Source organism: Mycolicibacterium sp. lyk4-40-TYG-92 (genome assembly GCF_030209435.1).
In the GTDB taxonomy this organism is placed as follows: domain Bacteria; phylum Actinomycetota; class Actinomycetes; order Mycobacteriales; family Mycobacteriaceae; genus Mycobacterium.
On the sequence record NZ_JARVRX010000001.1, the window covers coordinates 430,415 to 456,514 of the forward strand.

The following is a 26,100-nucleotide window of genomic DNA, read 5'->3' on the forward strand; positions in this document are numbered from 1 at the left end:
CCCGCCAGTAAGCAAGCCGACCCGAGGAGTCACTTCATGAATGTTGCGGTTCGTCGCCATACCAAGGCGGGTATCTGCGCGGCGACAACGGCAGCCATTGTGGTCAGCCCGCTGTTGCCGTCAGTTCCCGCCGCCGCGCATCTCCCCGCGCTGCCCTCGGTCAGCAACGCGGCGGTGCAGCTGACTGCGGCGTACAACCCGCTGCAGCCGTGGCTCGACGCGTTCCACACCGCATCGGCGAATGCGGGCAGAATCGGCGAGGCGTTCTCCGAGGCGCCGGCCGTGTTGCTGCAGCAGTTCCTGGCGAATCAGATCAGCCATGTCGGGGCCATCCTGCAGAACCCCGGCAACATCGGCGCCGTGATCCAGGACGTCGGGCAGAACGTGAAGTCGGCAATCACCGCCGCGACGCTGCTGGGCACCAAGCCTGAGGACTGGACCATCGCCGGTTCGAATGACGTCTGGCACGGCCTGGTCGCGCAGATGCTCCCGAACATGCTCCCGACCGCCGGCAATCCGCAGGCGTCCGCGATCGTCACGCAGGTGGTCAACGTGCTGGCATCACCGCTCAGTGGCGTGCTGATGGGTTTGGTGGGCCCCGGCATCAGCCCGGTGGTGGCGCTGGTCAACAGCATCACCAAGATCGCGACCTCGCTCGCCGCAGGTGACGCGATGACCGCAGCGCAGGCCGCCATCAACATTCCCGCGGCCATGGTGAACGGCTTCCTCAACGGGGCCAACCTGAACCTGGATGTGCTGGCGCCGCTGATCACCAAGACCATGCCTGCCGGCAACGAGCTGCAGAAACTCAACATCCAGTTCGGTGGCCTGTTCACCGCCGGGGTGACGGGCATGGACATGACCGGCATCGGCGGCTCGATCCTGAACTCTCTGGGACTGACGGCCGAAACGGTGCTCGCCCCCGGATTTCCGTTGGAGATCACCGGCCAGGGCATCGGGCCGATCGGTGCGCTCGTGAACCTCAGCCACCTGCTGGCCAAGGCCATCGGCTGGAGCGGCACCGGCAATCCGCTCGCGCCCAAGACCACCGCCGATCCTGCTGCTACGCAGGTTTCGGTGACCAAGGCAGCGACGGACAACTCGATCACCTCGATCCCGCAGCCTGCCTTGGCGGTGACTCCGGTGAAGACCACGGTGTCGGAGTCGTCGGAAACTTCCGCCAAGCCGGCAGCTCCGGCCAAGTCGGAGGCGCCGGCCACGCCGGCCACGCCCGCGACTCCAGCGACGCCCGCGACGCCGGCCACTTCGGCGACCCCGGCGAAGACCGACAACCAGAAGTCGGATGACCAGACGACGGAGTCGACCAAGTCGGAGACGACGAAGGCGGACACGAAGCCGGAGACGACGAAGTCCGAGGCCAAGAAGTCCGAATCGAAGAAGCCGAGCAAGCAGCAGTCGGAGAAACCGAAGCCCGTGAAGAAGCCGGCGCCGGCGAAAGAAACTGCCGGCCAAGGTGGTTCGACTCACGGCGCCGACGGTGGCGCCGTGTCGCACACCTCGGGCGCTGCGAGCAAGTAAGTCAACGATCGGTGCGCCTGCCTGCTCGGGGGAGGCCCGCCGGTTCCCGCCGGAAAATCCTCCGCCGATCACCCGAGCACTTTTGTCCTGCCCAAATCAAGCCAATCAACTCGTGTAGAGGGAGTCGTTCTCATGGATTCAGCGGTCCGTCGCCATACCAAGGCCGGTATCTGCGCAGCGACCACGGCGGCCGTCGTGGTGAGCCCACTGCTGGCGTCGGCACCTGCCTCCGTCAAGCTTCCGGCGCTGCCGTCGGTCAGCACCGCCGCAGTGCAGCTGACCGCGGCATACAACCCGCTGCAGCCGTGGCAGGACGCGTTCAAGACCGCCGCAGCGAACGCGGGACGCATCGGTGATGCCGTCTCCGAGGCTCCGGCGGTGCTGCTGCAGCAGTTCCTGGCGAATCAGATCAACCACGTCGGAGCGGTGTTGCAGAACCCCGGCAACATCGGCGCCGTGCTCGGCGAGATCGGGCACAACGTGCAGTCGGCGATCACCGCCGCCACGTTGCTGGGCACCGACCCCGGAAACAACTCGCAGTCCGTCGACTCGAACGATGGTTTCCACTTCATCCTGCTGCAGGTGATTCCGAAGTTGCTTCCGACGGCATCGAACGCCATGGCCAACCGGGTCGTGCAGGAAGTGTTCAACTTCCTGGCATCGCCGCTGAGCGGGGTCCTGATCGGCCTGGCAGGACCGGCGATCAGCCCGGCGGTGGCGCTGGCGAACAGTCTCACCAGCATCGGTGCGTCCCTGTCGCAAGGCGACGCGGCGAAAGCGCTGCAGACCGCCATCAACATTCCGGCGGCCATGGTGAACGGCTTCCTCAACGGCGCCAATCTGAATCTCGACCTGGTGGCGCAGGTGATCAACAAGACGATCCCCCTCAGCGACAATGCCGTCGTCAAGGCGCTCAACATCCAGTTCGGCGGCCTGTTCACCGCCGGTTCGACTGGCTGGGACCAGATGGGCCTCGGTGGCTCGATCCTGAACTCACTCGGACAGACCGTCTACGCCGACATCATCGGGACGGACCTGCAGATCGACGGTCTGGGCATCGGGCCTATCGGCGCCATGGTGTCGCTCGGCCGCATCCTGGCCAAGGCCATCGGCTGGAGCGGTACCGGTAATCCGTTGGCCCCCAAGGCTGCTGCCGAGCCGGCTGCTGCGACGACCCAGGTCTCGGTGACCAAGGCCGCTACCGACAACTCGATCACCTCGATCCCGCAGCCCGCGCTGGCCGTGTCGCCGGCCAAGGCGACCTCGGCGCAGGCCCCGGAGACGGCGGCAAAGCCTGAGGCGCCCGCCAAGTCGGAGACTCCCGCGACACCGGCCACCCCGGCTACTCCCGCGACACCGGCCACTCCGGCCACGCCCGCGACTCCGTCGAAGTCGGATGACACGAAGACCGACGCGACGAAGCCCGACGCGACGAAGCCCGGCACGACGAAGCCCGACACGACGAAGCCCGACACGACGAAGCCCGACACGACGAAGCCCGACACGACAAAGTCCGAGACGACAAAGTCGGAGACCAAGAAGTCCGAGTCGAAGAAGCCGGGCAAGCAGAAGTCGGAGAAGTCCGAGAAGCCGAAGCCTGCGAAGAAGCCGGCGTCGGCGAAATCCACTGCAGGCCAGGGTGGTTCGGACCACAGTGGGAGTGACTCGCACTAACCGGTACCTGCCGAGGCCACGGTTTCCCGGGCGCCGACGATGTCGCGCGGGAGGCCGTGGTTTCGGCGTTTACAGGAGCACGTACCGAGACCGGTGGTGCAGCCGGAAACCCATCGCCTCGGCCAGTGCGATCGCCGGTGCGTTGGCTTCGGGAACCCGGACGTAGGCGTGCGTCGCACCGCGGCCGGCGGCCCACGTCAGCAACTCCGCGCAGACGGCGCGGCCGAGTCCGCGGCGGCGCTCCGGTTCGAGTACCACGACGTCGGACAGTCCGGCCCACACCCTGCCGTCGGGCGCCGTGGTCACCGCGACCCGCCCGACGGCGGCGTCGGCCACCGTGGCGAACGCCACGTCTCCGTCGACGACGGCGCTGAGCACGTCGACGGGCACGTCCTGTCCGTGAATCTGCAGCCACCGGGCATCCGGGTGCGACGGCAGTGCCGCACCCGCGCCGCCCGGCAACTCGACAGTCAGCACGCGGTTGGGCTCGATACCCTCGGAGCGAACCGGCAGCAGCCGCTCCGGCAGCGCCACCCACGGTTGCAGCCCGCGTGCGCCGTACCAGTCGTTGATTGCCGGCAGGGCCGTCAGGTCCGACGAAAAAAGCAGCGGCACAGCCGAATTGGTGTGCATGCCCGTGCCGCCGGCGCGCAGCAGCCAGCCGTCGACCCAGTGCTGCTCGGTACCGGGCCAGGCCAGCGCGGCGGCGTGTTCGACCGCGCGGATCTCTGAATTGCGCACCGGGGCGTGCGACAGCTCGCGCACCGACATCACAGCGGCAGGGCTGATCTCGATGCGCTCACCCGATTTGGTGCGCACGACCACCAGCGGGGTGAGCGCCTCGAGGTGGCCGACGACGTCGGTGAAGGCCTCGGATTCGGGGCCGACGTCCGGCGCGGGCAACCGGTAGCGCAGTGAGACGCGGCTACCGACCGAAGGCATCAGTGCCCGAACGGGTCGTCGACCTCGCCCGGCATCCAGCTCAGCCCCGGCACACCCCACTTGTTCGACTTGATCATCCGCTTGGCGGCTCGCGCGTTGCGGCCGATCAGGCAGTCGAGGTAGAGGAAGCCGTCGAGGTGGCCGGTCTCGTGCTGCAGCATGCGGGCGAACAGGCCCGTGCCTTCCAGCTCGACAGGCTTGCCGTCGGCATCGAGGCCGGTGACCTTGGCCCACGTGGCCCGGCCGGTCGGGAACGACTCGCCGGGAACCGACAGGCAGCCCTCGTCGTCGTAGTCCGGGTCGGGCATGGTCTCGGGGATCTCCGACGTCTCCAGCACCGGGTTGATCACCACGCCACGACGCCGCGCGGTCTGGCCGCGGTCGTCGGCGCAGTCGTAGACGAACAGCCGCAGCCCGACGCCGATCTGATTGGCGGCCAGGCCCACGCCGTTGGCCTTGTCCATCGTTTCGTACATGTCGCCGATCAGCTCGGCGAGATCGGAAGGGAGGGAGCCGTCGGCGCCGACGGCCACCGGAGTGGTCGCGGTGTGCAGTACAGGGTCACCGACGATGCAGATTGGACGGACAGCCATGACGAGCAATCTTAATGATCCGACTCGCGGGTAACGATCACGGCTCAATACCGTCGGCCGTGGTTGAATGAGCGCCGAACCACTTCCTGCGTCCCAGATCCGCTGTGACGCACGAAACAGGCTGGCATATACCGAGATCAGAGAAAGGGTCCAGGGGCGAAATGGACGGCGCTATGGCGCGTACTGAGCGATCCGGGGACGACTCTGAACTCGCCGACGGGTTGACCCGCCGCGAACATGACATTCTTGGTTTCGAACGTCAGTGGTGGAAATTCGCGGGTTCCAAAGAGGACGCGATCAAGGAGCTGTTCTCGATGTCGGCGACCCGGTACTACCAGGTGCTCAACGCACTGGTCGACCGGCCTGAGGCGCTGGCCGCGGACCCGATGCTGGTCAAGCGACTGCGCCGCCAGCGGGCCAGCCGGCAGAAGGCCAAGGCCGCGCGTCGTCTCGGTTTCGAAATCACCTAGCTTTTCTGCCCTGAGGGTCCGCCTCGATAAGGTGGGGAGCAATGAATCAGCGAGAGTCCTCCGGACTACCCCTGCGCGCCATGGTCATGGTGCTGTTGTTCCTTGGTGTCGTGTTCCTGCTGGTGGCGTTCCAATCGCTGAGTTCGGACAGCAGCTCCGACTCGAACTCGTCGAGCAGCTCGACCAGCGCGACGTCCGCCACGGCCACCACGACGTCGGCGACGCCCGCGCCCGCCAAGGCCGACGTCAAGGTGTTCAACATCTCTGAGGTTGCCGGCGCCGCGCAGACCGTCGCCAACAAGCTGCACGACGCGCAGTGGAACGTCACCGAGACCGACAACCTCAGCGTCGACGCCCCACCGCCGGCCACGACCGTGTACTTCGGTGAGGCCGCGGGGGAGAAGGAAGCCGCCGAAGCGGTCGGCAAAATCCTCGACGCGCCGGTCGAACCGCGCATCCCGGCGCTCAATGACAAGGGACCGGGCGTCATCGTTCTGGTGACCGGTTAGGCTCTCCGGCATGCCGATCTCAGCTCCGATTCGCTTCCTCGCCGCCGCTGCGGTCATCGCCCCCGTCGTCGTTGCGTGTGCCCCTCCCGGACAGGTCCCCGCAACCACGCCCGGCACCACGCCCGCGGTGTGGACCGGCGTCGAGCACGCCCCGCAGGGCCACGGTGAAAAGGCCGGCGAAAAGGCAGCCCCGCAGGCCGCTCCGATCGGCGAGAAGCTGGTCACCGAGCTGAAGACCCCCGAGGGCACGACGGTCGCGACCGCCGAGTTCCTGTTCAACGGTGGGTTTGCCACGCTGACGGTCAAGACCACCGGCAGCGGAGTGCTGACTCCCGGCTTCCACGGCCTGCACATCCACTCGGCCGGCAAGTGTGAGCCGAACTCGGTGGCACCGGCCGGCGGCGCCCCCGGCGACTTCCTGTCCGCCGGTGGACATTTCCAGGCTCCGGGCCACACCGGCTACCCGATGAGCGGCGACCTCGCCTCACTGCAGGTCAAGGCCGACGGCACCGGCTCGCTGGTGACCACCACCGACGCCTTCACTGCCGAGCAGCTGCTCGCCGGCAACAAGACGGCGCTGATCATCCACGAGAAGGCCGACAACTTCGGCAACATCCCGGCCGACCGGTACCAGCAGATCCAGGGCGCTGCCCCCGGCGCTGACGAGGCCTCGCTGAACACAGGTGACTCCGGTAAGCGCGTGGCGTGCGGTGTCATCGCTGCCGGGTAGCGCGGACAGCCACACCCCACCGCGGATCGATTTCGCCGGGTCGCCACGACCGACCCTCGGCGTCGAATGGGAGTTCGCCCTCGTCGATGCCCGCACGCGTGACCTGAGCAACGAGGCCGCCGCGGTCATCGCCGAGATCGGCGAGACACCGCATGTGCACAAGGAATTGCTGCGCAACACCGTCGAGGTGGTCACCGGTGTGTGCGACACCGTCGGCGAGGCCATGGATGATCTGCGGTCCACACTCGGCCCGGTACGCCGGATCGTGCGCGACCGCGGCATGGAGCTGTTCTGCGCCGGCACCCATCCGTTCGCGGAATGGGAGAGCCAGCAGCTCACCGAAGGACAGCGGTACGCCGAGCTGATCAAACGGACCCAGTGGTGGGGCCGGCAGATGCTGATCTGGGGCGTGCACGTGCACGTCGGGATCTCGTCGGCGCACAAGGTGATGCCGATCATCACGTCGCTGCTCAATCAGTACCCGCATCTGCTGGCGCTGTCGGCGTCGTCGCCGTACTGGGACGGTGAGGACACCGGCTACGCCAGCAACCGGGCCATGATGTTCCAGCAGCTGCCGACCGCGGGTCTGCCGTTCCACTTCCAGAAGTGGTCGCACTTCGAGCGCTTCGTCTACGACCAGCGCAAGACCGGCATCATCGACCACATGAACGAAATCCGTTGGGACATCCGGCCGTCGCCGCATCTGGGCACGATCGAGGTCCGGATTTTCGACGGCGTGTCCAACATCGCCGAGCTCGGTGCGCTGGTCGCGCTGACGCACTGCCTGATCGTCGACCTGGACCGGCGGCTGGACGCCGGCGAGCAGCTGCCGACCATGCCGCCCTGGCATGTGCAGGAAAACAAGTGGCGCGCAGCGCGTTACGGGCTGGACGCCGAGATCATCCTGGACGCCGACAGCAATGAGCGGTTGGTCACCGAAGATCTGGACGACCTGCTGAACCGGCTGGAACCGGTTGCGGCGTCGCTGAATTGCGCCGACGAACTGGCTCGGGTCTCCGATATCTACAACCTGGGCGGCTCCTATCAACGGCAGCGGCGGGTCGCCGAGGAAACGGACGGGGACCTGCTGGAAGTCGTCGACGCGTTGGTGTCGGAGCTGGAGTTGTAGCCGTGCCGATCACGCCGATGTTCCCGCTCGAATCCGCGCTGCTGCCCGGCGACGAACTGCCGCTGCGTATCTTCGAGCCGCGGTACGGCGAACTGGTGCGGGACTGTATGGCCGCCACCGAGCAGGTGTTCGGTGTGGTGCTGATCTCGGCGGGCCGTGAGGTCGGCGGCGGCGACGTCCGGTGCTCTGTCGGCGCGCTCGCCCACATCGACCGGTGTCAGCCACAGGGCGTCGGCCAGTACATGTTGAGCTGCAGCGTGACCGACCGCATCCGAATCGTGCAGTGGCACAACGACGATCCGTACCCGCGCGCCGAGATCGAGAGGTGGCCCGACGAGCCGGGGCCGGTGGTCCCCGAGGCGTCCATCGTGGCGGTCGAGGACCGGATCATCGCGCTGTTCGAACGCATCGCCTCGGCGCAGGGTGCGCGTCTGCGGGGCCGGGACTCGATTCTGGCGAGGACCGTCAAACCCGATGTGGGACAACGCCTGTATGCTCTGGCGGCACTACTGCCGATCGGCCAGGCCGACAAGTATTCGGTGCTGGCCGCGCCGAACGCCGCGGCCCGGCTGGACGCGCTCGAAGAAGCGGTCGAAAGTCTTACCGCGATGGTGGAATTCCAGCTGACCGAGGAGTAGCGGCGGCCGATCCGTGCAGGCAGGGTGGTGCGGCACCGCTTATCCTGGACACAGCTTGTTGCGCCAGGGGGAGGGTTCACGATGACGGGTTGGCAGGGGAGCGGTTACAACGGTCCCAACTACAACGGTCCCAACCCAGGTGGGGGCGCCGGTAGGTCGTCCGATGAAGAAGAGACGGCGATTCACCAGACCACGCCGCCGGCGGTGCCGGGATGGCCGCCGCAGGCGCCGCCGCCCAGCCAGCCTCCGGCAGGTCAGCCGCAGACGCCGGCATGGGGGCAGCCGGCCGCGCCGCAGACCGGTGGCTGGGGCCAGCCGCCGAGCGGTTGGGGTCAACCGCCGGCACCGCCCACCGCGCCCGGCGGCTACGGCGCGCAGCCGTTCGTCACCCCGCCGAAGAAGAACAAGGTGCCGCTGATCATCGCCGCCATCGTGGTGGTGCTCGTCGTGCTGGGTGGCGGCATCTACTACGTCTACGACTCGTTCGGCTCAGGGGAGGGCAGCAGCTCGGGTTCGGCCAGCGAGGTCGTCAAGGGCTACCTGGAAGCGCTGTCGAACGGCAATGCCGACACGGCCCTGTCCTTCAGCAACGACCAGCCGGCGTCCAAGGAGTTCCTCTCCAGCGACGTGCTGAAGAAGCAGATCGCCGAATGGCCCATCAGTGATATCCGCATCCTGAACGAAGACAAGACCATGGAGTCCATCGGTCGCGCCGACGTCCATGTCGCGGCCAAGTTCGGCGACAAGAACTCGGACGCGACGATCCACGTCAAGAAGGACGGCGGCAAGTGGCAGCTGGCCCATGCCGCCGTCAAGCTCGATCTGTCGTCGTTGAGCAGCACCGACAACGCCGCACGCAAGACGATGACGGTGTTCGGCAAGGAGATCAGCGAGGAATCGGCGATCTACGTGTTCCCGGGCTTCCTGGAGCTCGGCAGCACCAGCCCGTACGTGTCCGTCACCACCACCAAGCCGCTGCTGCTCGACGCCGTCGAAGGCTACTCGTCGAGCGCCTACCTGCAGCCCAAATTCGCGCTCAACGATTCCGGCACCAAGACCATCACCAAGCTGCTGGAGGCGGCCTACGGCAGCTGCTCGTCGTCGCGCTCACTGGTCCCGCCGGCACCCTGCCCGGTGAAGATCAGTGACCGCGATCTGGTCGACGGCACCGTGACGTGGAGCCCGCCCGACATGAGCGCTGTCAAGGTCGGTGATCTGGACGAATACCGCATGGAGGTACGCATTTCCGGCGAGGTGCACTACGACGTGAGCGGGCAGGGCCGCAACGGCGGAACCAAGCGCGGCACGTTGACCTCGTACGTCACCGGCACCACCGCCGACGTCAGCGGCGAGCAGGTGAAGATCAAGTTCAACTGAGCTTGGCGTCGACGAACTCGCTGCCGATGTCCGGCACCTCGCCGGCGATCTCGGGCTTGTAGCGGCCGGTGACCTCGGCGGAGGTCTTGACCCTGGCCTGCCAGCCGTGGCGGGTCAGCCACTCGGCGACGTCCTCGCGCGGTTCTGGGTAGAACAGCTCGGAGACATCGGCCACCTGCTGACCGGCCTTGGCGGCTTCCTCGCGGATCGCATCCATCCGGGCCTTGCGGATGCGCTGACTCTCCTCGCTGAAGTAGTCGGGGCCGAAGCCCTCGACAGCGATGCGGCTACCGGGCGCGCTGAGTTCGTGGATGCGCTCGAACAGCAGCTCCTGGGCCTCGGCGGGCAGGTAGGGCAGGAGCCCCTCGGCGAGCCAGGCCGTCGGCTGGGCGGGGTCGAAACCGCTCTGCCGCAACGCTTCCGGCCAATCCTGCCGGAGGTCGACGGGTACGCCGATGTGCCGGGCGGCCGGCTGTACGTCGTGGGCGTCCAGGGTTTTCTCCTTGAACGCCAACACCTTCGGCTGGTCGATCTCGAAAACCACGGTGCCATCCGGCCAGGGGAGTCGCCAGGCGCGGGCGTCCAGGCCTGCAGCCAGGATCACCACCTGCCGGATGCCGTCGGCGCTGGTCGTGGCGAAGAACTCGTCGAACCACCTGGTGCGCGCTGCGGCGTACGCCCACACCATGCGACTGCGCTGGGCCTGCGCTGAACCGGCGGCACCGCCGGAAAACGGTGAGGACCAGCCCGATGCGGTTGCGGCATCGATGAACAGCTGTGCGTAGGGGTCATCGAATAGCGGGCTCTCCGAAGCGGATTCGGCGGCCCGGGCCATGGCCACGCCGAGCGCGGTGGCGCCCACGCTTTCGGTGATGTCCCAGGAGTCGTCGTCAGTGCGCGCCATAGTCGTCCAATTCGTCGCGGATCAGCAGGTCGTCGCGGAAACTCTGCTCACGATAGGCCAGCTGGCCCACCCGGTTGGCCACCACGGGTGCGGTGATCAGGGTGAACAAACCGGCCAGGATCAGCATGCCGACGTCGGCGTGCCCGCGCAGGCGCAGCGCGGCGCCCGTCAGCACCAGCAGCAGCCCCAGCGTCTGGGGTTTGGAGGCCGAATGCATCCGCGACAACGTGTCGGGGAAACGCACCACGCCGATGGCCGCGGTCAACGCCAGCACCGAACCGCAGAGCACCAAAGTGCCTGCGACCACATCCAATACGTTCATTGCGGCGGCTCCCGATCGGTGTCGCGGACGCGGAACCGGGCCACGCTGACCGAGCCGACGAAGCTGATCAGGGCCAGCGCCGTCAAGCTGTAGGTCGCCGTGGTGTCGAGGCTGTACGCCGCCCACGTGCCGATACCGCACATGGTGACGGCGACGAAGGTGTCCAGCGCGACCAGCCGGTCCAGGGTCCCTGGACCGGCCAGCAGCCGGAACATCGTGATGGCGGCGGCCGCGACCAGCATCACGCCGGCGATGATCCACACCGTGCTCATGCCGTGTCCGCTTCCAAAGGCTGCCAATGGGATTCGCGCTCGAACGAGTCGATCATCAACCGCTCCACCTCCGCGATCTGGCGGTAGAACTGCTGCACCGCACGTTCGGACCCCACGTCGAGGACGTGGACGTAGATGATCCGGCGGGCCTGATCGATCTCCAGCACGATCGAACCGGGGATGAGGTTGATGACGTTGACCGCCACGGCCAGCACCAGATCGGACTTGAGGGCGAGCCGGGCCCGCAGCACCGCCGTCAGCGGCGGCGGCCCGGGTCTGATCGCCAGCCAGGCGACCTGTACCGAGGACAGCACCAGGTAGTAGGCGACCTTGATCACCAGCCACGCCAACGACAGCGGATGCAGCCGGCCCGCGACCGGCACCTGCGGCAGCGGCAGCAGCACCGTGATCAGTAAACCGACGGCGAGCCCGCCGAGGATGTTGGCGACGGAGATGTTGCCCCACAACAGAATCCACACGGCCGTCAGCCAGACCAGGATGCCCACCCGCGGTAACCACTGCCTCATGGCGTCAACACCGCCGAGATGTACTGGCCGCGGTCGGTGACCTGGTCGGCGGCCCGCTCCGCGAACCCGAAGATGGGCCCCGCGAACACCGTCAGGGCCAGCCCGACCGCGATGAGAACCGTGGTTGGTAGCAGCATGCTGACGGGCATCCGGCCGACGTCCGGCCGGTCATCGACGGCCACGTTCGCCACCGGCTCCAACAGGCCGGCCGGGGCTGCCGTGGACAGCGTGCCCTCCGGCGCGTCCGCGCGGGCGCGCCAGAACGCGAGCGTCCACACCCGCGCCATCACGTACAGCGTCAGCAGGCTGGTGATGACCGAGCCGGCGACCAGCGCCCACGCGAGGACCGACGCGCTCGTCGCTCCCGCCTGAAGCAACGCGACCTTGCCGATGAACCCCGAGAACGGCGGAATACCGCCGAGATTCAGTGCGGGGATGATGAACACGAACGCCAGCAGCGGGCTGGCCGCCGCGAGGCCGCCGAGGCGCTGCAGGGTCGAGGCCCCGGCCTGTCGTTCGATCAACCCCACCACGAGGAAAAGCGTGGTCTGCACGACGATGTGGTGGGCCACGTAGTAGATGGCGCCGGCCATGCCGATCCGGTTGGACACCGCGATGCCGAACACCAGGTAACCGATGTGGCTGACCAGGGTGAAGGACAGCAGCCGCTTGATGTCGCTCTGGGCCATGGCGCCGAAGATGCCGATCACCATGGTCAGCAGCGCCGCGACCATGAGCACGCCGTCCAGTGCGCCGCCGGGGAACAGCAGGGTGTGGGCCCGAATGATCGCGTACACACCGACTTTCGTGAGCAGGCCGGCGAACACCGCGGTGACGGGCGCCGGGGCGGTGGGGTACGAGTCCGGCAGCCACGCCGACAGCGGGAACACCGCAGCCTTGATGCCGAACGCCACCAGCAGCACCGCGAAAAGCGCAGCCCGGGTGCCCGGCGTGATGCCGTCGAGCCGGTTGGCCAGTTCGGCGAGGTTGAGGGTGCCGGTGGCCGCGTAGATCAGCGCGATGCCGATCAGGAAGATCACCGACGACACCATGGAGACCATGACGTAGCCGATGCCGGCACGAACACGTTCCTCGCTGGCGCCGACGGTCAGCAGCACGAAGCTCGCGGCCAGCAGCACCTCGAAGCCGACGAACAGGTTGAACAGGTCACCGGCGAGGAACGCGATGCACACACCCGCCGACAGCACCAGATAGGTCGGCAGGAAGATCGACACCGGCTGCTCGTCACCGCCGTCGCGGATACCCTGCCCGATGGCGTACCAGACCACCGCCAGCAGCACGATCGAGGACACCACCAGCATCAGGGCCGAAAGCCGGTCGACGACAAGGACAATCCCGAGCGGTCCCATCCCGGGTTCGGTCTGCCCCCAGCCGCCGACGTGGACGGCGACGGTGCCGCTGTGGTCGACGACGTAGACCAGCGCCGCGCAGACCGCCGTCACCGCGGCGAGCGCCACCAGCGCGACCAGTTGCTGCAGCCGGGGCCGGCGACCCGCGAACATGGTCGCGGCAGCGCCGAGGATCGGGATCAGAACGGGCAGCGGCGCCAGCACCGCACCCGCCGTCACGCCTGCTCCACCGGGTCGGAGGGCAGTGCGTCGAGTGCCGCGGGGGCGTCGGCGTCGGTGACGACGGCAGGTTCGCCGCGGTCCTCCTCGACCGCCGGGGCGTCGGTGGTCGACAACTGCGCCACGCGGCTGTCCTCGGGGTCGTTGCCCACCTCTTCGATGGTGGTCAGGCGGTAGGCCCGGTAGATCAGCGCCAGCACGAACGCCGCGACACCCATGGTGATGACGATCGACGTGAGGACCATGCCCTGCGCCAGCGGGTCGGCGGTGCCCGTCTGGCCGTGACTGGTGCGGCCGCGCACCGGCGGATTGCCGGAGCCGCCGCCCATCACCAGGATCAGCAGGTTCACCGCGTTGCCGATCAGCAACAGGCCCAACAGCATCCGGGTCAGGTTGCGCTCCAACAGCAGGTACACACCCGTGCCGGTGAGACCGCCGATGAGCACGAGCGGTACGAGATAGGTCGTCATCGGGCGGCCGCCTCACGTGGTGCGTACAACTCTTCGTCGACCTTCGCGCCCAGGCTGCGCAGGATGTCCAGCACCAGGCCCACGACGATGAGGTACACGCCGAGGTCGAAGAACAGCGCCGTCACCACCTTCACCGAACCCAGTAGGGGCAGCGTGAATTTCACCACCGCGCTGGACAGCACCGGCGCACCGAGCAGCAGCGAGGCCGTCGCCGTCCCGGCCGACAGCGCCAGGCCCGTGCCCAGAATCTTCCCGGCGTCCAGGGGCAGCGTCTCGCCCAATTCGTACCGGCCGCCGGCCAGGTACCGCAGCACCAGCGCCAGACCGGCAGTCAGCCCGCCGGCGAAACCGCCGCCGGGCGTGTTGTGTCCGGCGAAGAAGAAGTACACCGACAACACCATGATGAGCGGGAAGATCATCCGGGTCGCGACTTCGAGCACCAGGGAGCGGTGCCGCGGATCGCGCAGGTCGCTGCCGCGCAGCCAGGTGATGTCGGGTGTCGGCCGGTGATCCTTCGGTACCCGGGGCGCCGAGCCGAAACGCCTGTGCCGGAACACCATTGACGCCACCCCCGTCGCAGCGACCAGCAGCACCGAGATTTCGCCGAGCGTGTCCCAGGCCCGGATGTCCACGAGCAGCACGTTGACGGTGTTGGCGCCGTGCCCGCGGTAGTACGCCGCGTCGGGCAGCAGTTCGGCCAGCGGCCGGGTGTTCCGGGCGGCCATGGCGTAGACGGCCAGTGCCGTCACCGACGCGCCGACAGCGGTGGCCAGCAGGGCCCGGGGGAGCCGGTGCCGCTTCATGTGGGCGGCGTCGGATTCGGCGGGCAGGGTGCGCAGCACCAGCAGGAAGACCACCAGAGTCAGTGTCTCGACCAGGAATTGGGTCAGTGCCAGGTCCGGCGCCCCGTAGAAGATGTAGAGCGTGCCGCAGCCGTAGCCGGTGACCCCGACGACCAGCACGGCCGCCAACCGGTTCCGCATCACCGTGGCGCTGATCGCCGCCGCCAGCACGATGAGGCCGACGACCACCTGCAGCGGCGAGTTCCACAGCTTCAGGTCGGGCTCGTCGCGCGCGCCCAGCAGCAGCACCGCGACAGGCAGCACGGCGAGGGTCGACAGGATCATCGCCTGGGTCGTCGGGATCGAGCCGCGCTGGGTGAACGCCGTCAACCGCACGGCGAAGCGGTCCGCGCCGCGGATGGCCGCGTCGTACATCCGGTCGGCGTTGCCCAGCGGCAGATAGGGCACGCGGATGCGTTCGAGGCGGTGCCGCAGCACGAATGCCGCCGCGCCGGCTGTGAGGACCACGGCCGACAGCAGCAGTGGCATGTTGACGCCGTGCCACAGCGCCAGGTGGTAGCCGGTGCTGCCCGGCATGGTCGCGGTGTAGTCGGCGATGGCGTGGTCCAGCGCGTTCGGCAACAGCCCGAAGCCGAGCCCGGCAACGGCCAGGATGCCCGGCGGGACCAGGAAACCGAGGCCGGGACGGTGCATCTCGGTGACGCGGACGGTCGGCTCCTCCCTGCCTTTTCGGGCGAACGCCCCGTACAGGAACCGCAGGCTGTAGATCGTGGTGAACACCGAACCGAACGCCACGGTCGCCAGCACGAACGGGGCCGAGGCACCCAACGTGGGGCTGTGCCACAGGGTTTCGAAATCGGCTTCCTTCGCGACGAAGCCCAGGAACGGCGGCAGCCCGGCCATGCTGGCGGCCGCGGCGACGGCGATGGCCAGCAGTACGGGGCTGCGCTGGCCGAGCCACGCGAGTTTCCGGATGTCGCGGGTGCCGGTGGCGTGGTCGATGATGCCGACGACCATGAACAGCGTGGCTTTGAACATGGCATGCGCACACAGCATGGCGAGGCCGGCGAGCATCAGATCGCCACCGCCGGCGCCGACCATCACCGTGATCAACCCGAGCTGGCTCACGGTGCCGAAGGCCAGGATCAGTTTGAGGTCGTACTCACGGACGGCGCGCCACCCGGCCAGCAGCAGCGTCACCAGACCCAGCGTGACGACGGTCGGCCGCCACGGTTGGTGGTCGGCGAAACCGGGTGTCATGCGGGCGATCAGGTACACGCCGGCCTTCACCATGGCCGCGGCGTGCAGATAGGCGCTGACGGGCGTCGGCGCCGCCATGGCGCCCGGCAGCCAGAAGTGCATGGGCACGATGGCCGATTTGGACAGTGCGCCGATCAGCACCAGTACGACGGCGACCGAGGAAGTGGTGCCGGTCGGTGCGTTCGCCACGAGGTCGGACAGCCGGTAGGTGCCGGCGAGCGTGCCCAGCATGATGATGCCGGTCAGCATGGCCAGGCCGCCGGCCGTGGTGACCAGCAGCGCCTGGGTGGCGGCGCGCCGGCTGGCGACGCGCTCGGCGTAGTGGCCGACGAGCAGGAACGACAGGATGGTCGTCAGCTCCCAGAACAGATACAGCAGCAGCGTGTTGTCGCTGCAGACCAGGCCGAACATGGCGCCCGAGAACGCGACGAGCTCGGCGGCGAAGCTGGGTAGCCGGTTCTCGGTGTGGCCGTCGGCGTGGTGGAAGTATTCGGCGCAGTACAGCAGCACGAGCGTGCCGACGCCCAGCACCAGCACCGACATGATCGCCGACAGTGAATCCAGCCGCAGCGTGATGTCCATGGACAGCTGCGGCACCCAGTCGATGTGCAGCGTCTGCTCGCCGGTCCCGGGCCAGTTCAGGGCCAGCCAGATCAGGGAGCCGGCGGGTGCCAGCGCGAGTGGATAGAACGCCCGCCGTCCCCAGCGTCGTACCAACAGTGGAGCGAGCACAGTGGCGATCGCGTGTACGTACAGAACGGTGAGCATGGGCCTCCGGCAGGCGTCGGGGGGCGGTCCGTTGGGGGCGAGCGTAGCGACGGGAGAGGGTCCGGCCAGCTTACGGGGCGGCTGTGACTGCCGTGGTCCCGTGGTTCTCGCAGGCCACAGCCCCGCTACCGGGTGCACGATGCGCCGACTCCTACACTTTTCACTTATGGTGACGAACGCGACGGGGAGCCGATGAGTCTTCCGGGAATCGGATCGGTGTCGTTGTCGGGCTTCGCCCACCCCTGGTTGCTCCTGACCGCGCTGCTGCCCATCGCGTTGGTGGCCGCCTATCTCGCGGCACAGCGCAACCGCGCGAGCCGGCTACGCAGCTATGCCGGCGACCATCCGCGCACCGACGTCGTACCCCTGCAGCCGACGCGCTGGCGGCACGTCCCGATGGTGTTCTCGGTGGCCGCACTGCTGTCCCTGACCGTCGCACTGGCCGCACCCACCCATGAGATCAAGACCCCGCGCAACCGCGCGGTGATCATGCTGGTGATGGACGTCTCCCGGTCCATGGAGGCCGACGACGTCTCGCCGAGCCGGCTGGCCGCGGCGAAAGACGCCGCCAAGCAGTTCGCGAAGAAGCTGACCCCCGGCGTGAACCTCGGCCTGGTCACGTTCTCCGGGAACACCAACCTGCTGGTGTCGCCGACCCCTGACCACAACGCGACCATCACCGCGCTGGACCACCTCACCGTCGACGACGGCACCGCGACCGGCGACGGCATCTTCGCGGCCCTGCGCGCGATCTCGACCCTGGCGGACGTGCTCGGCGGCAGTGGCAACACCGACAAGCCGCCGAAACGCATCGTGTTGCTGTCCGATGGCGCGGAGAACCGGCCGGGCAACCCGGACAGCCCGCACGGCGCGTACACCGCCGCGCGGACCGCCAAAGAATCGGACACCCCGATCTCGACCATCGCGTTCGGGACCAAGGGCGGCAAGATCAAGGTCGACAATCAGAGCGTCAACGTCCCGGTCAACGACACCACCATGAAGCGGGTCGCCGAGCTGTCCGGCGGGCAGATGTACACGGCCGCCAAGATCGAGGACCTGAACAAGAGCTACGACGCCATCCAGCAGCAGATCGGCTACGAGATCATCCGCGGGCCCGGTGGTACCGCATGGTTGCGCCTCGGCGTGTTCGCCCTGACCTGTGCGGTGATCTCCGCGCTGTTGATCAACCGGCGGCTGCCGACGTAACCGCTCGCGCATTGCGGGTCTGTCGGGTTGAATACGACTCGTGGACAACGAAATTCGGGTCGTCAGCGCCAGTCGCGACATCGCCGCCCCGGCGGCGCGCATCTTCGAGTTGATCGCCGACCCCGCACAGCAGCCGCGCTGGGACGGCAACGACAACCTGGCGGAGGCGCCCGCCGGCCAACGCGTCCGCGCGGTGGGTGACGTGTTCGTGATGGGCCTGACCGTGGGCGCCACCCGGGAGAATCACGTCGTCGAATTCGCCGAGGGCCGGCGCATCGCATGGAAGCCGTCCGAACCCGGGCAGCCGCAGCCGGGGCACCTGTGGCGCTGGGAGCTCGAACCCATTGACGACGGGCACACCCGCGTCACGCATACCTACGACTGGACCGCGCTGACCGACGAGAAGCGGCTGAACCGGGCCAGGCAGACCTCCGCCGACTGGCTGCAGGCATCACTGGCCCGGCTCGCCGCGCTCGCCGAGGAGCAGTGACTACGGCTTGGGGGTGATGGTGGCCTTGAAGGTGCCGTCACCCTGGTTTAGCCAGGTGATGGTGCCCTTCTGGAACTCGCTGATCCAGCCACCCTTGGGTACGTCCGGTCCGCCGGCGGTCTGGGCTTCGTCAGTGGTCGGGAAGCCCAATTCGCCTCCGGCGCCGCCCTTTTCCGTGTACTCGCGCAGAATCTCACCCTGCACCAGGTGTGCGCCCGTCGCGGGCGAGCTGAAGATGGTGCCGTTGGCGAAGGCCTGCACCGTGCCGTCGCCGACCTTCTGCGGCTGCGCGGTCGGCTGGCCGAGGGCGGCCTCGCCGCCGGCCTTGTGGTACGCGTCGGCGATGGGGCCATCCAGTTGCACCTCGCCCAGACCCGGCACATTGATGGACGAGGGTGCGCCGGCGATCGCTGACGATGCGGCGCTCGAGGCGGAACTGGCGGCGGACGATGCTGCGCTGGCGCCAGAGCTGGCAGCCGATGAAGCCGCACTGGCGCCCGAGCTGGCGGCCGATGAAGCGGTGGAACCGATGTCCTTGGTTTGTGAGCAGGCCACGACGGCAGCTCCGGTGAGTGCGGCGATGCCGATGGTGGCGGCGGTACGGCGGACGAGCAATTCGTTTTTCACGTGAGACTTCCTCTATGAATTCGACAGGTGAAACGACTTCGCCATTGAAGTCCGAACGCTTTCGACCGTATTAGCTACTGGTACGGCACGTACTACTTTGCGGGAATTTTCGGTGGTTTTGGTTTACTGCCGCCTCATTTGTCTCAGTAGTCGCGGTCACCCCACTTTCGCAGGGCGGTCCCGTTGTTTGCCAGCAGAGTGTGATGTCCCAATTTCGGGCTAGATATCCCATCAGTGGAACTTGCATGTCGGTATGCTGTGAGAAGCGAATCAGACTACGATCGCGATGCCCGTTTCTTCGTGGCTACGGCCGTCGGGGCGAACGGAATGGACAAAAGGAGAACCGGTATGACCACCGTTCGGCACTCGACCCGCAAGAAGATGGTGGCCGGCCTTGCCGTGACCGCCGGACTTGCCATGGGCCTGCTGTCTTCCTGCGGCGAGAAGGCCAAGGAAGAGCCGACCACCACCACGAGCACCACCACCACGACGTCGGCACCTGCCTCGTCGTCGCCGGTGACGCCGAGCGAGAAGGGCGGGCCCACCAAGGGTGGCAACTCGTTCTCCCCGACCGTGAAGGCTCCGGGACCGCAGACTGCGCTGCCGGGCAACGTCATCACCGCTCCGCACTAGGAACGGGAGCCCCATCCCAGTAGGCCGCCGATGCGCCGTACGGCGCATCGGCGCAGTACTGGTGGCGGCCGGGCTGACGGCGCTGGCGTCCGCCGGCCCGCCGGCCGACCGGGGTGCCCGGCTGGCCCTGTCCGGCCCACTGGCCCACCTGCTGTCGGCTTCGGTCGATCTCGGCCCGTCGGCGGCGGTTCACGTCGAACTCACCGCTGCGCTGGCACGTGCCACCCGGCCCGATGGCTTGATCGAATGGGCAAGAGCTGCCGGGCTTTCGGTGCAGTGGCGGCCCGGCGACGACTGGGCCACCGTCGAAGGCAACGCCCGGGCCATGGCGCGGGCGTTGCGCGTCGATGTCCGCGACTACCGCGGGCGGCGCGGGCAGACCTTCTATGCCGCGACGAGTCAGCCTGAACTGCCGCCGTCGCTGGTGTCCGAGTTGAGCGGTTTCGGCAGGCTCCTCGGCTACACGCCGTTCCGGGATTCGCGGCCGCTCATCGCGCCGCGCGATGTCCCCGCCGGCGGACTGTCCGCGCAGGATCTGCGCCGGGCGTACAACGTCATGCCGTTGACCGACCAGGGGTACACCGGCAAGGGCCGCACCATCGTCATCTTCGGTTTCGACGGCTTCGATCAATCTGATCTCGACAAGTTCGCCGAGCTGAACCAGCTGCCGCGTTTCACTCCCATCGTCGTGGGGGACATGCCATCTGAGCGCACCGGCGAAACGACGATGGATCTCCAGATGGCCCACGCCATCGCTCCCGATGCCCAGACCGTCTACGTCAATGCCCGGCCGACGGTGTCCGGCGACGGCGCCTACCGCAAGATCGGCGAGATGATGGCCGACGCTGATCGGCGCTTTCCCGGCGCCGAGTGGAGCCTGTCGATCGGCTGGGGTTGCGACAAGATGCTGACCGCAGCCGATCTGGCGCCGGTGCGCTCGGCATTGACGCGGGCGCACCGCAGCGGCACCACCGCGTTCGACGCCAGCGGCGACCTGGCGGGGCTGGAATGCAAAGGCGGGCAGGACTGGTCGGCACCGCCGAGCATCGACGACATCGGATTGGACTCGGTGGCTTCGGTGCCCGAGATGACCGCCGTCGGCGGCACCACGCTGTCGACCGACGAACACGGCCAGTGGCTCGGAGAGCTGGCCTGGTTCGACGTGCCGCTGACCCACGGCAGTGGCGGCGGAGTGTCGGCGTTGTTCGACCGTCCGGCGTGGCAGCGAGGTGTGCCATCCGATCGCGGCCGCAACAAGCGGCTCATCCCCGACGTTTCCGCGGTCGCGGATTTCTTCACCGGGGCCCGCATGGTCTTCGGCGGCGAAACGGTGCTGGCCGGCGGCACCTCGATGTCGGCGCCGGTCTGGGCCGGGATGGCGGCCGTGATCGACCAGTACCTGCTCGATCACGGCGGACGGCTGCTCGGGGACCTGAATCCATTGCTGTACCGGGTGCAGCGGGCCGGTCGGCTGCCGGCGCTTCACGACGTGACGGTCGGCGGCAACGCGGTGGCGATGGCCGGCCCCGGCTTCGATTCCGTCACCGGCCTGGGTACACCCGATGTCGACAGGCTCGCGCGCAGCCTGCTCGTGGCACAGGGGACATCCGGATGAGCGGCATCGGGGTGGTGAGCATACTTTTCCCGCAGCTCCCGGCGGGCACCCGCCGGACGTTCCAAATCGGTCTCGCCTTCTTCGTCGCCTGGCTGGCGGCTGCGGCGGCGCTGCGCCTGCCGGGCCTCTTCATCGCGACTGTGGCGGTGGGGATTCCGCTGCTGTTCGTCCTGTACGTCCGGCAGCTGGACTACCCGGGGCCGGCGAAGGTCCGGCTGCTCGTCGGCACGGGCCTCGGTATGGCGTTCGGCGTGGCCTTCGCCCTCGGGTCCGGCGCGGTGGTCGCGCGCGCCTACGGTGTCCCCCTCGAAAGTGGCGTTGCCGCAGTGCATCTGCGGACCGTCGAGGCCGGCCTCTCGGCGGTGGAGGCGCTGTTGGTGATAGCGCCCGCGCTGCTCATCCGGGTGTTCAGCCCAGGAGAACGAAAGGCGCTGTACGGCTACGTCATCGGCGCGAGCGGCGCGTTGGGCGCAACTGCCGCGACCACGATCGTGCGGATGTTCGCGCAGCTGGATTCGGGCCTCGTCGACCACGACCAACCGTTGGCGGACTTCCTCATCGAGGCCGCGATCCGTGGCATCACCATGCCGGTCACCGCGGCCGCCGCTGCCGGAATGCTCGGTGCCGCACTGTGGTTCCGCCCCCGCGGCCGCCGGATCTGGTGGCAGGTACTGCTGATCGCCGTCGTGCCGGTGCTGGCGCACGTCTGGCTCGGCGACGAGGATTCCGCCGACATCTCGCAGTGGGCGAAGCTGGCGTGGCATATCGCATTCGCCGTGTTGGGGCTGCTGTTGCTGTGGCTGGTCCTGCGGTTGGCGGTACAGCACGAAGACGCCGACGGCTCGGACCGCGACGTGCGCACGCTGTCCGCACCACGCCTGGTCGCGACCTGGACCGCGGTGGTCACCGTGCTGGCGCTCGGGCTGGTCGGGATCGCCGCTGCGACGTCCCGACCGGCGGCGCGGTATCAGTGCCCACCCAATTGCGGTCACCCGCCGATGGGCAAGCCCGTCGTGATCAACCCCAGATTCACCGCCCCCGACGGAGCCTTCAGCGTCTCCTACCCGGCGCCGGGCACCGCGTACGAGGTGACCATGAACGACACCGGCGTGACGGCCCAATACACCGGCGGCACCGGCGGCATCATGCGGCTGTGGGGCGAACCGGCACAGGGCCGCGACGCCAAGGACATCACGACGGCGTTGCTCCTCGACAAGTTCCCGGATTCACGAGTGGCCTACGAGATACCCAACACGCTGGTGGGTTATCACCCGGGTTACGGCGTCGCTGCCGACGACTGGCCCGACGGCCAGAACGTCGTCGCCTCGCGGACCCGCATCCTGATCATGGTGGCGGTGAAGGATGATCTGGCGCTCGTCGCCGCGGCGGCCGGGCCGTTCAGCGAATTCGGCCCCGGTTCCGGCCCGCCGACCGGGGCCAGCCTGGAACTCGCTGCCGATATGGGCAAGTACGTCAACAGCTTTCGGTGGCGGGACGAGGCGCCGCGCTGACGTCGGTGAGAATCATCCGGGCGACATCCTCCGGGGATTCCCACGGCGGTGTGTGGCCGACGCCGGTCAGCAATCGGTGGTCCGGCTCGCCCGGCGTGGGGCGGCTGACGCGCGCATCGCGGTCACCGAAGACCAGTTCGACATCGACGGATAGCGTCCGAATGCGTTGGGCAAGTGTCGCTTTGGTGAGGTAGCGATCGATTGCCGCGGACGCGTCGTTGAGCCCGCGGCGGCCGGCCTGCTCGAGCGCCGCCACGAATCGGTCGTCGACAACCACCCCGGGAGCGAAGGCCGATGCCAACCCGGCGCGACGGCGGCCGTCTCCGGCCAGCGCCCAGGCCAGGTCGCCGACAACCGGAACCCTGAGGACACGCTCTGTCAATCGGTTTGAGCCGAGCCGACTTTCGATGGAGTGCGGCGTGCACAGCGCGATGATCTTCGCTACGCGGCCGGGGTGACGTTCGGCGACGGCCGTCGCGATCAGGCCGCCGCGCGAGTGTCCGACCACGATTGCCGGCCTGTCGATCAAGGCGGCGACCGCGTCGGCCTCGCCTTCGATGGACCGGGTCGACGGCAGGTCCACGGCGACCACCCGGGCGTGGTCCTCGATGAGTGGCACCACGCGGTCCCAGGTGTGGTGCGATCCGGCGAGGCCGTGGATCAGCACGACCAGCGGCGCTTCGGGATCGCCTGCGACCAGGGCCCCGGCCGTTGTCATGCTTCGACCAGTTCGCGCACCGGACGCTGGACCAGGTGGTCGACCGGGATGAAGCGGCTTGTGCGGCGGCGGAAGTCGATGGTGCTGCTCGGCCAGATGTTGACGTTGCGCCCGTGCTCGTTGACGTACCAGCTCTGGCAGCCCCCGGCGGTCCACACGGTGCCCTGACTGAGGCGCTGGACATCGTCGTCGTAGTTCTGCTGGGCTGCCTGCGTCGGTTCGACAGCGGCGAAGCCGAAGTCGCGTGCGTAGGTCACGGTTTCGGCGATGTAGTTCGCCTGCGCCTCCAGCATCTGCACCACCGAGTTGTGCCCGAGGCCGATGTTCGGGCCGTGCATCAGGTAGCAGTTGGGGAAGCCGTGGACGGCGGTGCCCAGATAGGCGGCCGGGTTGCCGTCCCAGCTCTCGGCCATGGAGATGCCGTCGGTGCCGAACAGCCGGTCGGTCAGCGGCAGCTGCCGGGTCTCGAAGCCGGTGCCGAAGATGATGGCGTCGACCTCGTGCTCGATACCCTGGTTGTCGACGACGCTGTGGGCCCGGATTTCCCGGATGCCGTCGGTGTTGACGTCGACGTTCGGCTGCGATACCGCGGGAAGGTAGTTGTCCGACAGTAGGATTCGCTTGCAGCCGATCCGGTAGTCCGGGGTCAGCTTGGCGCGCAGCGCAGGGTCCGGCACCTGCTTCTTCAGGTGCTTGAGGGCGCGCCGCTGTGGCACCCGCATCAGGCCGGGGTTACGGAACGCCAGGATCATCCATTCGAACTGGAAGTAGATGCGGGTCCGCGCCAGGCGCTGCAGGGCGGGGTACTTCCGGAACATGGCGCGGCGGCGGGCTGAGATCGCATGGTCGTGGCGGGGCATGATCCACGGCGGCGTGCGCTGGAACAGCGTCAGCTTGCCGACGTGCGGCTGGATGGCCGGCACGAACTGGATGGCCGAGGCGCCGGTGCCGATGACCGCGACTTTCTTTCCGCGCAAATCGAATTCGTGGTTCCAGCGGGCCGAATGGAACTTCTCGCCCTCGAACTCGTCCAGGCCGGGCAGGTTCGGGATCACAGGCTCGGCCAGGGCGCCGGTGGCGACGACGACGTGGGCGGCCGTCCGCTCGCCGTCCGCGGTCGAGATGTGCCAACGCTGCCGGCCGGCCTGCCACTGCAGGGCCGTCACCTCGGTGTCCAGTACCAGGCGCCGGCGCAGGTCGAAGTCGTCGACGACGCGATTCAGGTATGCGTGAAGTTCGGGCTGTTTGGCGAAGACGTTGTGCCAGCCGGGGTTCGGGGCGAAGGACAGCGAGTAGAGGTGGCTCTTCACGTCGACCGCCGCGCCGGGATAGGCATTGTCGCGCCACACGCCGCCGACGTCGCCGGCGCGCTCGATGAGCACGACGTCATCGATCCCGGACTGCTGCAGCCGGACGGCGGTGGCGAGGGCGCCGAATCCGGTGCCGATGATCGCGACGTGGTTGTGGGGGACGAGCTGGTTCATCGGTGATCCTTGAGTGCGATGGGAGACTTCAGGTCGGACGGCTGCGCGGGCAGCCACTTGCGGTAGCGCGCAAGGGCTTTGCGCTGTACCCGCTGGTCGACGATGAGGGCGCACAACGGATGTGTACGGGCCGTCGGCTCGAGGCCTTGCGTGATCTGCCGCATCTGGTAGCGCACCAGCGCCATGCTCGCCGCGGACGCCAGCGTCTTGTCGGACCACGTCACCGGCTTGAGTTGCCGGGTGGCTTCCTCGCCGCGGCTCCAGCGGTTCGGCAGATCCGGCGTGACGGCGATGGCGGTGCCCATGCCGACGATGTCGATGCCGTTGGCGAGCACCGTGTTCGCGGTGTCCTGCCGGGTGACGCCGCCGGTGAGCATCAGCGGGATGGGACTGGTCTTGGCGAGTTCTGCGGCCAGCTCGAGGAAATAGGCCTCGCGGGCGGCGGTACGGCTGTCCGTGGGTCGGCCGGTCATGGCCGGGCTCTCGTAGCTGCCGCCGGACAGCTCGACAACGTCGACGCCGAGTGGTGCGAGCATCTCGATGACGCGCAGCGCATCGTCGGTGTCGAAGCCGCCACGCTGGAAGTCTGCCGAGTTCAGCTTGACGGCGACCGCGAACTCCGGGCTGACGGCCAGCCGGATCTGGCGGACGATCTCCAGCAGGAGACGGGCGCGGTTCTCCAGCGGCCCACCCCATTCGTCGGTGCGGGTGTTGACCAACGGCGACAGGAACTGCGACAGCAGGTAGCCGTGCGCCGCGTGCACCTCGACACCGTCGAAGCCGGCTTCCTCGGCGCGGGCCGCGGTGGTGACGAAGCGCGCGATGGTGGCGCCGATCTGCTGCGGCGTCATCGCGCTCGGCCGGCCGAATCGCTTGCTGTGCTTGCCGACGTCCACCGCGACGTCCGACGGACCCCAGACCACGCCGGGCATGTTGGCGTTGACCTGGCGGCCGGGGTGGCTGATCTGCATCCACATCTTCGCGCCGCCTGCCTTGCCGGCCTTGGCCCACTTCGCGAACGGTTCGAGTGGCGAGTTCGCGTCGAGGACGACGCCGCCCGGGCCGGTGAGGGCCTCGGCATGGACCATGACGTTGCCCGTGATCAGTACGCCCGCGCCGCCCACGCCCCAGCGGTGGTACAGCGCGATAAGCCGATCGTCGGGAGCCTGGCCGGGGCCGGCGAGTCCTTCCTCCATCGCGGCTTTGGCGATGCGGTTTCGGAGCGTCTGACCGGATGCGAGGGTGAAGTGGGTGAAGAGTGTGGGAGACATCGGTTGCCTTCGGGTCGGTATGATGTAAA

At 68.1% G+C, this 26,100-nt stretch carries 26 protein-coding genes; 13 read left to right on the forward strand and 13 right to left on the reverse strand.

The features are described from left to right. Positions 1-36: 36 nt before the first annotated feature. Both gjpA (QRN63_RS02120) and gjpA (QRN63_RS02125) read left to right on the forward strand, forming a co-directional pair. On the forward strand, positions 37-1,539 hold the full coding sequence (gene gjpA / locus QRN63_RS02120; protein WP_285029016.1) for an outer membrane porin GjpA: 1,503 nt from the start codon (positions 37-39) through the stop codon (positions 1,537-1,539). A 132-nt stretch (positions 1,540-1,671) separates the two neighbouring features. Continuing rightward, positions 1,672-3,213 carry an outer membrane porin GjpA gene (gene gjpA, locus QRN63_RS02125; RefSeq protein WP_285029017.1) on the forward strand — a complete coding sequence of 514 codons (1,542 nt, stop codon included), beginning with the start codon at positions 1,672-1,674 and terminating at the stop codon, positions 3,211-3,213. Positions 3,214-3,282: 69 nt separating this feature from the next. Here the strand turns inward: gjpA (QRN63_RS02125) and QRN63_RS02130 are convergent, their stop codons facing one another. After that, positions 3,283-4,155 (reverse strand): N-acetylglutamate synthase, CG3035 family, encoded by an 873-nt coding sequence (locus QRN63_RS02130; protein WP_285029018.1) that lies wholly within the window; start codon positions 4,153-4,155, stop codon positions 3,283-3,285. Next, positions 4,155-4,748, reverse strand: a complete 594-nt coding sequence (locus QRN63_RS02135; protein WP_267318705.1) for a peptide deformylase — start codon at positions 4,746-4,748, stop codon at positions 4,155-4,157. Before QRN63_RS02135 ends, QRN63_RS02130 begins: the two co-directional genes overlap by 1 nt. 161 nt (positions 4,749-4,909) lie before the next feature. On the opposite strand from QRN63_RS02135, the gene napA reads away from it, so the two are divergent. The 6 genes from napA to QRN63_RS02165 all read left to right on the forward strand — a co-directional run bounded on the left by napA (position 4,910) and on the right by QRN63_RS02165 (position 9,601). After that, positions 4,910-5,218 (forward strand): nucleoid-associated protein NapA, encoded by a 309-nt coding sequence (napA, locus tag QRN63_RS02140; RefSeq protein WP_029105136.1) that lies wholly within the window; start codon positions 4,910-4,912, stop codon positions 5,216-5,218. Between the two features lie 41 nt (positions 5,219-5,259). After that, the gene (locus tag QRN63_RS02145; protein ID WP_267318706.1) at positions 5,260-5,727 is read left to right on the forward strand and encodes a LytR C-terminal domain-containing protein; all 468 of its coding nucleotides are present in this window, start codon (positions 5,260-5,262) and stop codon (positions 5,725-5,727) included. A gap of 10 nt (positions 5,728-5,737) precedes the next feature. Beyond that, entirely contained in the window at positions 5,738-6,457 is a 720-nt protein-coding gene (gene sodC / locus QRN63_RS02150; RefSeq protein ID WP_285029019.1) for a superoxide dismutase[Cu-Zn], read from the forward strand. Then, positions 6,438-7,586 (forward strand): glutamate--cysteine ligase, encoded by a 1,149-nt coding sequence (locus tag QRN63_RS02155; protein ID WP_267319021.1) that lies wholly within the window; start codon positions 6,438-6,440, stop codon positions 7,584-7,586. The genes sodC and QRN63_RS02155 overlap by 20 nt, the downstream gene beginning before the upstream one ends. 2 nt (positions 7,587-7,588) lie before the next feature. Beyond that, entirely contained in the window at positions 7,589-8,224 is a 636-nt protein-coding gene (locus QRN63_RS02160) for an LON peptidase substrate-binding domain-containing protein (protein WP_285029020.1), read from the forward strand. Between the two features lie 81 nt (positions 8,225-8,305). Beyond that, positions 8,306-9,601, forward strand: a complete 1,296-nt coding sequence (locus QRN63_RS02165) for a hypothetical protein (protein WP_267318709.1) — start codon at positions 8,306-8,308, stop codon at positions 9,599-9,601. On the opposite strand, the gene QRN63_RS02170 is transcribed toward QRN63_RS02165, so the two are convergent. Genes QRN63_RS02170 through QRN63_RS02200 form a run of 7 tightly spaced genes read right to left on the reverse strand, consistent with a single transcriptional unit; the run spans position 9,594 to position 16,516 of the window. Further along, a complete protein-coding gene (locus QRN63_RS02170; protein WP_285029021.1) occupies positions 9,594-10,505 on the reverse strand; it encodes a class I SAM-dependent methyltransferase in 912 nt (303 codons plus the stop codon). The genes QRN63_RS02165 and QRN63_RS02170 overlap by 8 nt on opposite strands. Beyond that, on the reverse strand, positions 10,492-10,827 hold the full coding sequence (gene mnhG, locus QRN63_RS02175) for a monovalent cation/H(+) antiporter subunit G (protein WP_267318711.1): 336 nt from the start codon (positions 10,825-10,827) through the stop codon (positions 10,492-10,494). The genes QRN63_RS02170 and mnhG overlap by 14 nt, the downstream gene beginning before the upstream one ends. Next, positions 10,824-11,099 carry a monovalent cation/H+ antiporter complex subunit F gene (locus QRN63_RS02180; RefSeq protein ID WP_267318712.1) on the reverse strand — a complete coding sequence of 92 codons (276 nt, stop codon included), beginning with the start codon at positions 11,097-11,099 and terminating at the stop codon, positions 10,824-10,826. Before QRN63_RS02180 ends, mnhG begins: the two co-directional genes overlap by 4 nt. After that, a complete protein-coding gene (locus QRN63_RS02185; RefSeq protein WP_285029022.1) occupies positions 11,096-11,626 on the reverse strand; it encodes a Na+/H+ antiporter subunit E in 531 nt (176 codons plus the stop codon). The genes QRN63_RS02180 and QRN63_RS02185 overlap by 4 nt, the downstream gene beginning before the upstream one ends. Then, positions 11,623-13,215, reverse strand: coding sequence for a Na+/H+ antiporter subunit D (locus tag QRN63_RS02190; RefSeq protein WP_285029023.1), 1,593 nt, complete (start codon positions 13,213-13,215; stop codon positions 11,623-11,625). Before QRN63_RS02190 ends, QRN63_RS02185 begins: the two co-directional genes overlap by 4 nt. After that, positions 13,212-13,685, reverse strand: a complete 474-nt coding sequence (locus tag QRN63_RS02195) for a Na(+)/H(+) antiporter subunit C (protein ID WP_267318715.1) — start codon at positions 13,683-13,685, stop codon at positions 13,212-13,214. Before QRN63_RS02195 ends, QRN63_RS02190 begins: the two co-directional genes overlap by 4 nt. Then, positions 13,682-16,516: a Na+/H+ antiporter subunit A gene (locus tag QRN63_RS02200; protein WP_267318716.1), complete on the reverse strand. Its 2,835-nt coding sequence runs from the start codon at positions 16,514-16,516 to the stop codon at positions 13,682-13,684. The genes QRN63_RS02195 and QRN63_RS02200 overlap by 4 nt, the downstream gene beginning before the upstream one ends. A gap of 192 nt (positions 16,517-16,708) precedes the next feature. On the opposite strand from QRN63_RS02200, the gene QRN63_RS02205 reads away from it, so the two are divergent. After that, complete coding sequence (locus tag QRN63_RS02205) at positions 16,709-17,722, forward strand: VWA domain-containing protein (protein WP_267318717.1); 1,014 nt, start codon at positions 16,709-16,711, stop codon at positions 17,720-17,722. 40 nt (positions 17,723-17,762) lie between these two features. Then, positions 17,763-18,212, forward strand: a complete 450-nt coding sequence (locus tag QRN63_RS02210; protein ID WP_267318718.1) for an SRPBCC family protein — start codon at positions 17,763-17,765, stop codon at positions 18,210-18,212. Here QRN63_RS02210 and QRN63_RS02215 read toward each other — a convergent pair whose 3' ends face one another. Then, on the reverse strand, positions 18,213-18,839 hold the full coding sequence (locus tag QRN63_RS02215; protein WP_502888067.1) for an LGFP repeat-containing protein: 627 nt from the start codon (positions 18,837-18,839) through the stop codon (positions 18,213-18,215). Positions 18,840-19,187: 348 nt separating this feature from the next. Here QRN63_RS02215 and QRN63_RS02220 point away from each other — a divergent pair, with 348 nt between their 5' ends. From QRN63_RS02220 to QRN63_RS02230, 3 genes are all read left to right on the forward strand, one after another. Continuing rightward, the gene (locus QRN63_RS02220; RefSeq protein WP_267318719.1) at positions 19,188-19,472 is read left to right on the forward strand and encodes a hypothetical protein; all 285 of its coding nucleotides are present in this window, start codon (positions 19,188-19,190) and stop codon (positions 19,470-19,472) included. A gap of 61 nt (positions 19,473-19,533) precedes the next feature. Further along, the gene (locus QRN63_RS02225) at positions 19,534-21,087 is read left to right on the forward strand and encodes a S53 family peptidase (protein WP_267318720.1); all 1,554 of its coding nucleotides are present in this window, start codon (positions 19,534-19,536) and stop codon (positions 21,085-21,087) included. 14 nt (positions 21,088-21,101) lie between these two features. Further along, positions 21,102-22,598, forward strand: coding sequence for a zinc ribbon domain-containing protein (locus QRN63_RS02230; protein ID WP_285029024.1), 1,497 nt, complete (start codon positions 21,102-21,104; stop codon positions 22,596-22,598). On the opposite strand, the gene QRN63_RS02235 is transcribed toward QRN63_RS02230, so the two are convergent. The 3 genes from QRN63_RS02235 to QRN63_RS02245 are packed head-to-tail and all read right to left on the reverse strand — an operon-like array spanning position 22,561 to position 26,071. Next, positions 22,561-23,316, reverse strand: coding sequence for an alpha/beta fold hydrolase (locus tag QRN63_RS02235; protein WP_285029025.1), 756 nt, complete (start codon positions 23,314-23,316; stop codon positions 22,561-22,563). The genes QRN63_RS02230 and QRN63_RS02235 overlap by 38 nt on opposite strands. Further along, positions 23,313-24,800: a flavin-containing monooxygenase gene (locus QRN63_RS02240; protein WP_285029027.1), complete on the reverse strand. Its 1,488-nt coding sequence runs from the start codon at positions 24,798-24,800 to the stop codon at positions 23,313-23,315. Before QRN63_RS02240 ends, QRN63_RS02235 begins: the two co-directional genes overlap by 4 nt. Then, entirely contained in the window at positions 24,797-26,071 is a 1,275-nt protein-coding gene (locus tag QRN63_RS02245; protein WP_285029028.1) for an NADH:flavin oxidoreductase/NADH oxidase family protein, read from the reverse strand. Before QRN63_RS02245 ends, QRN63_RS02240 begins: the two co-directional genes overlap by 4 nt. Positions 26,072-26,100: the final 29 nt, after the last annotated feature.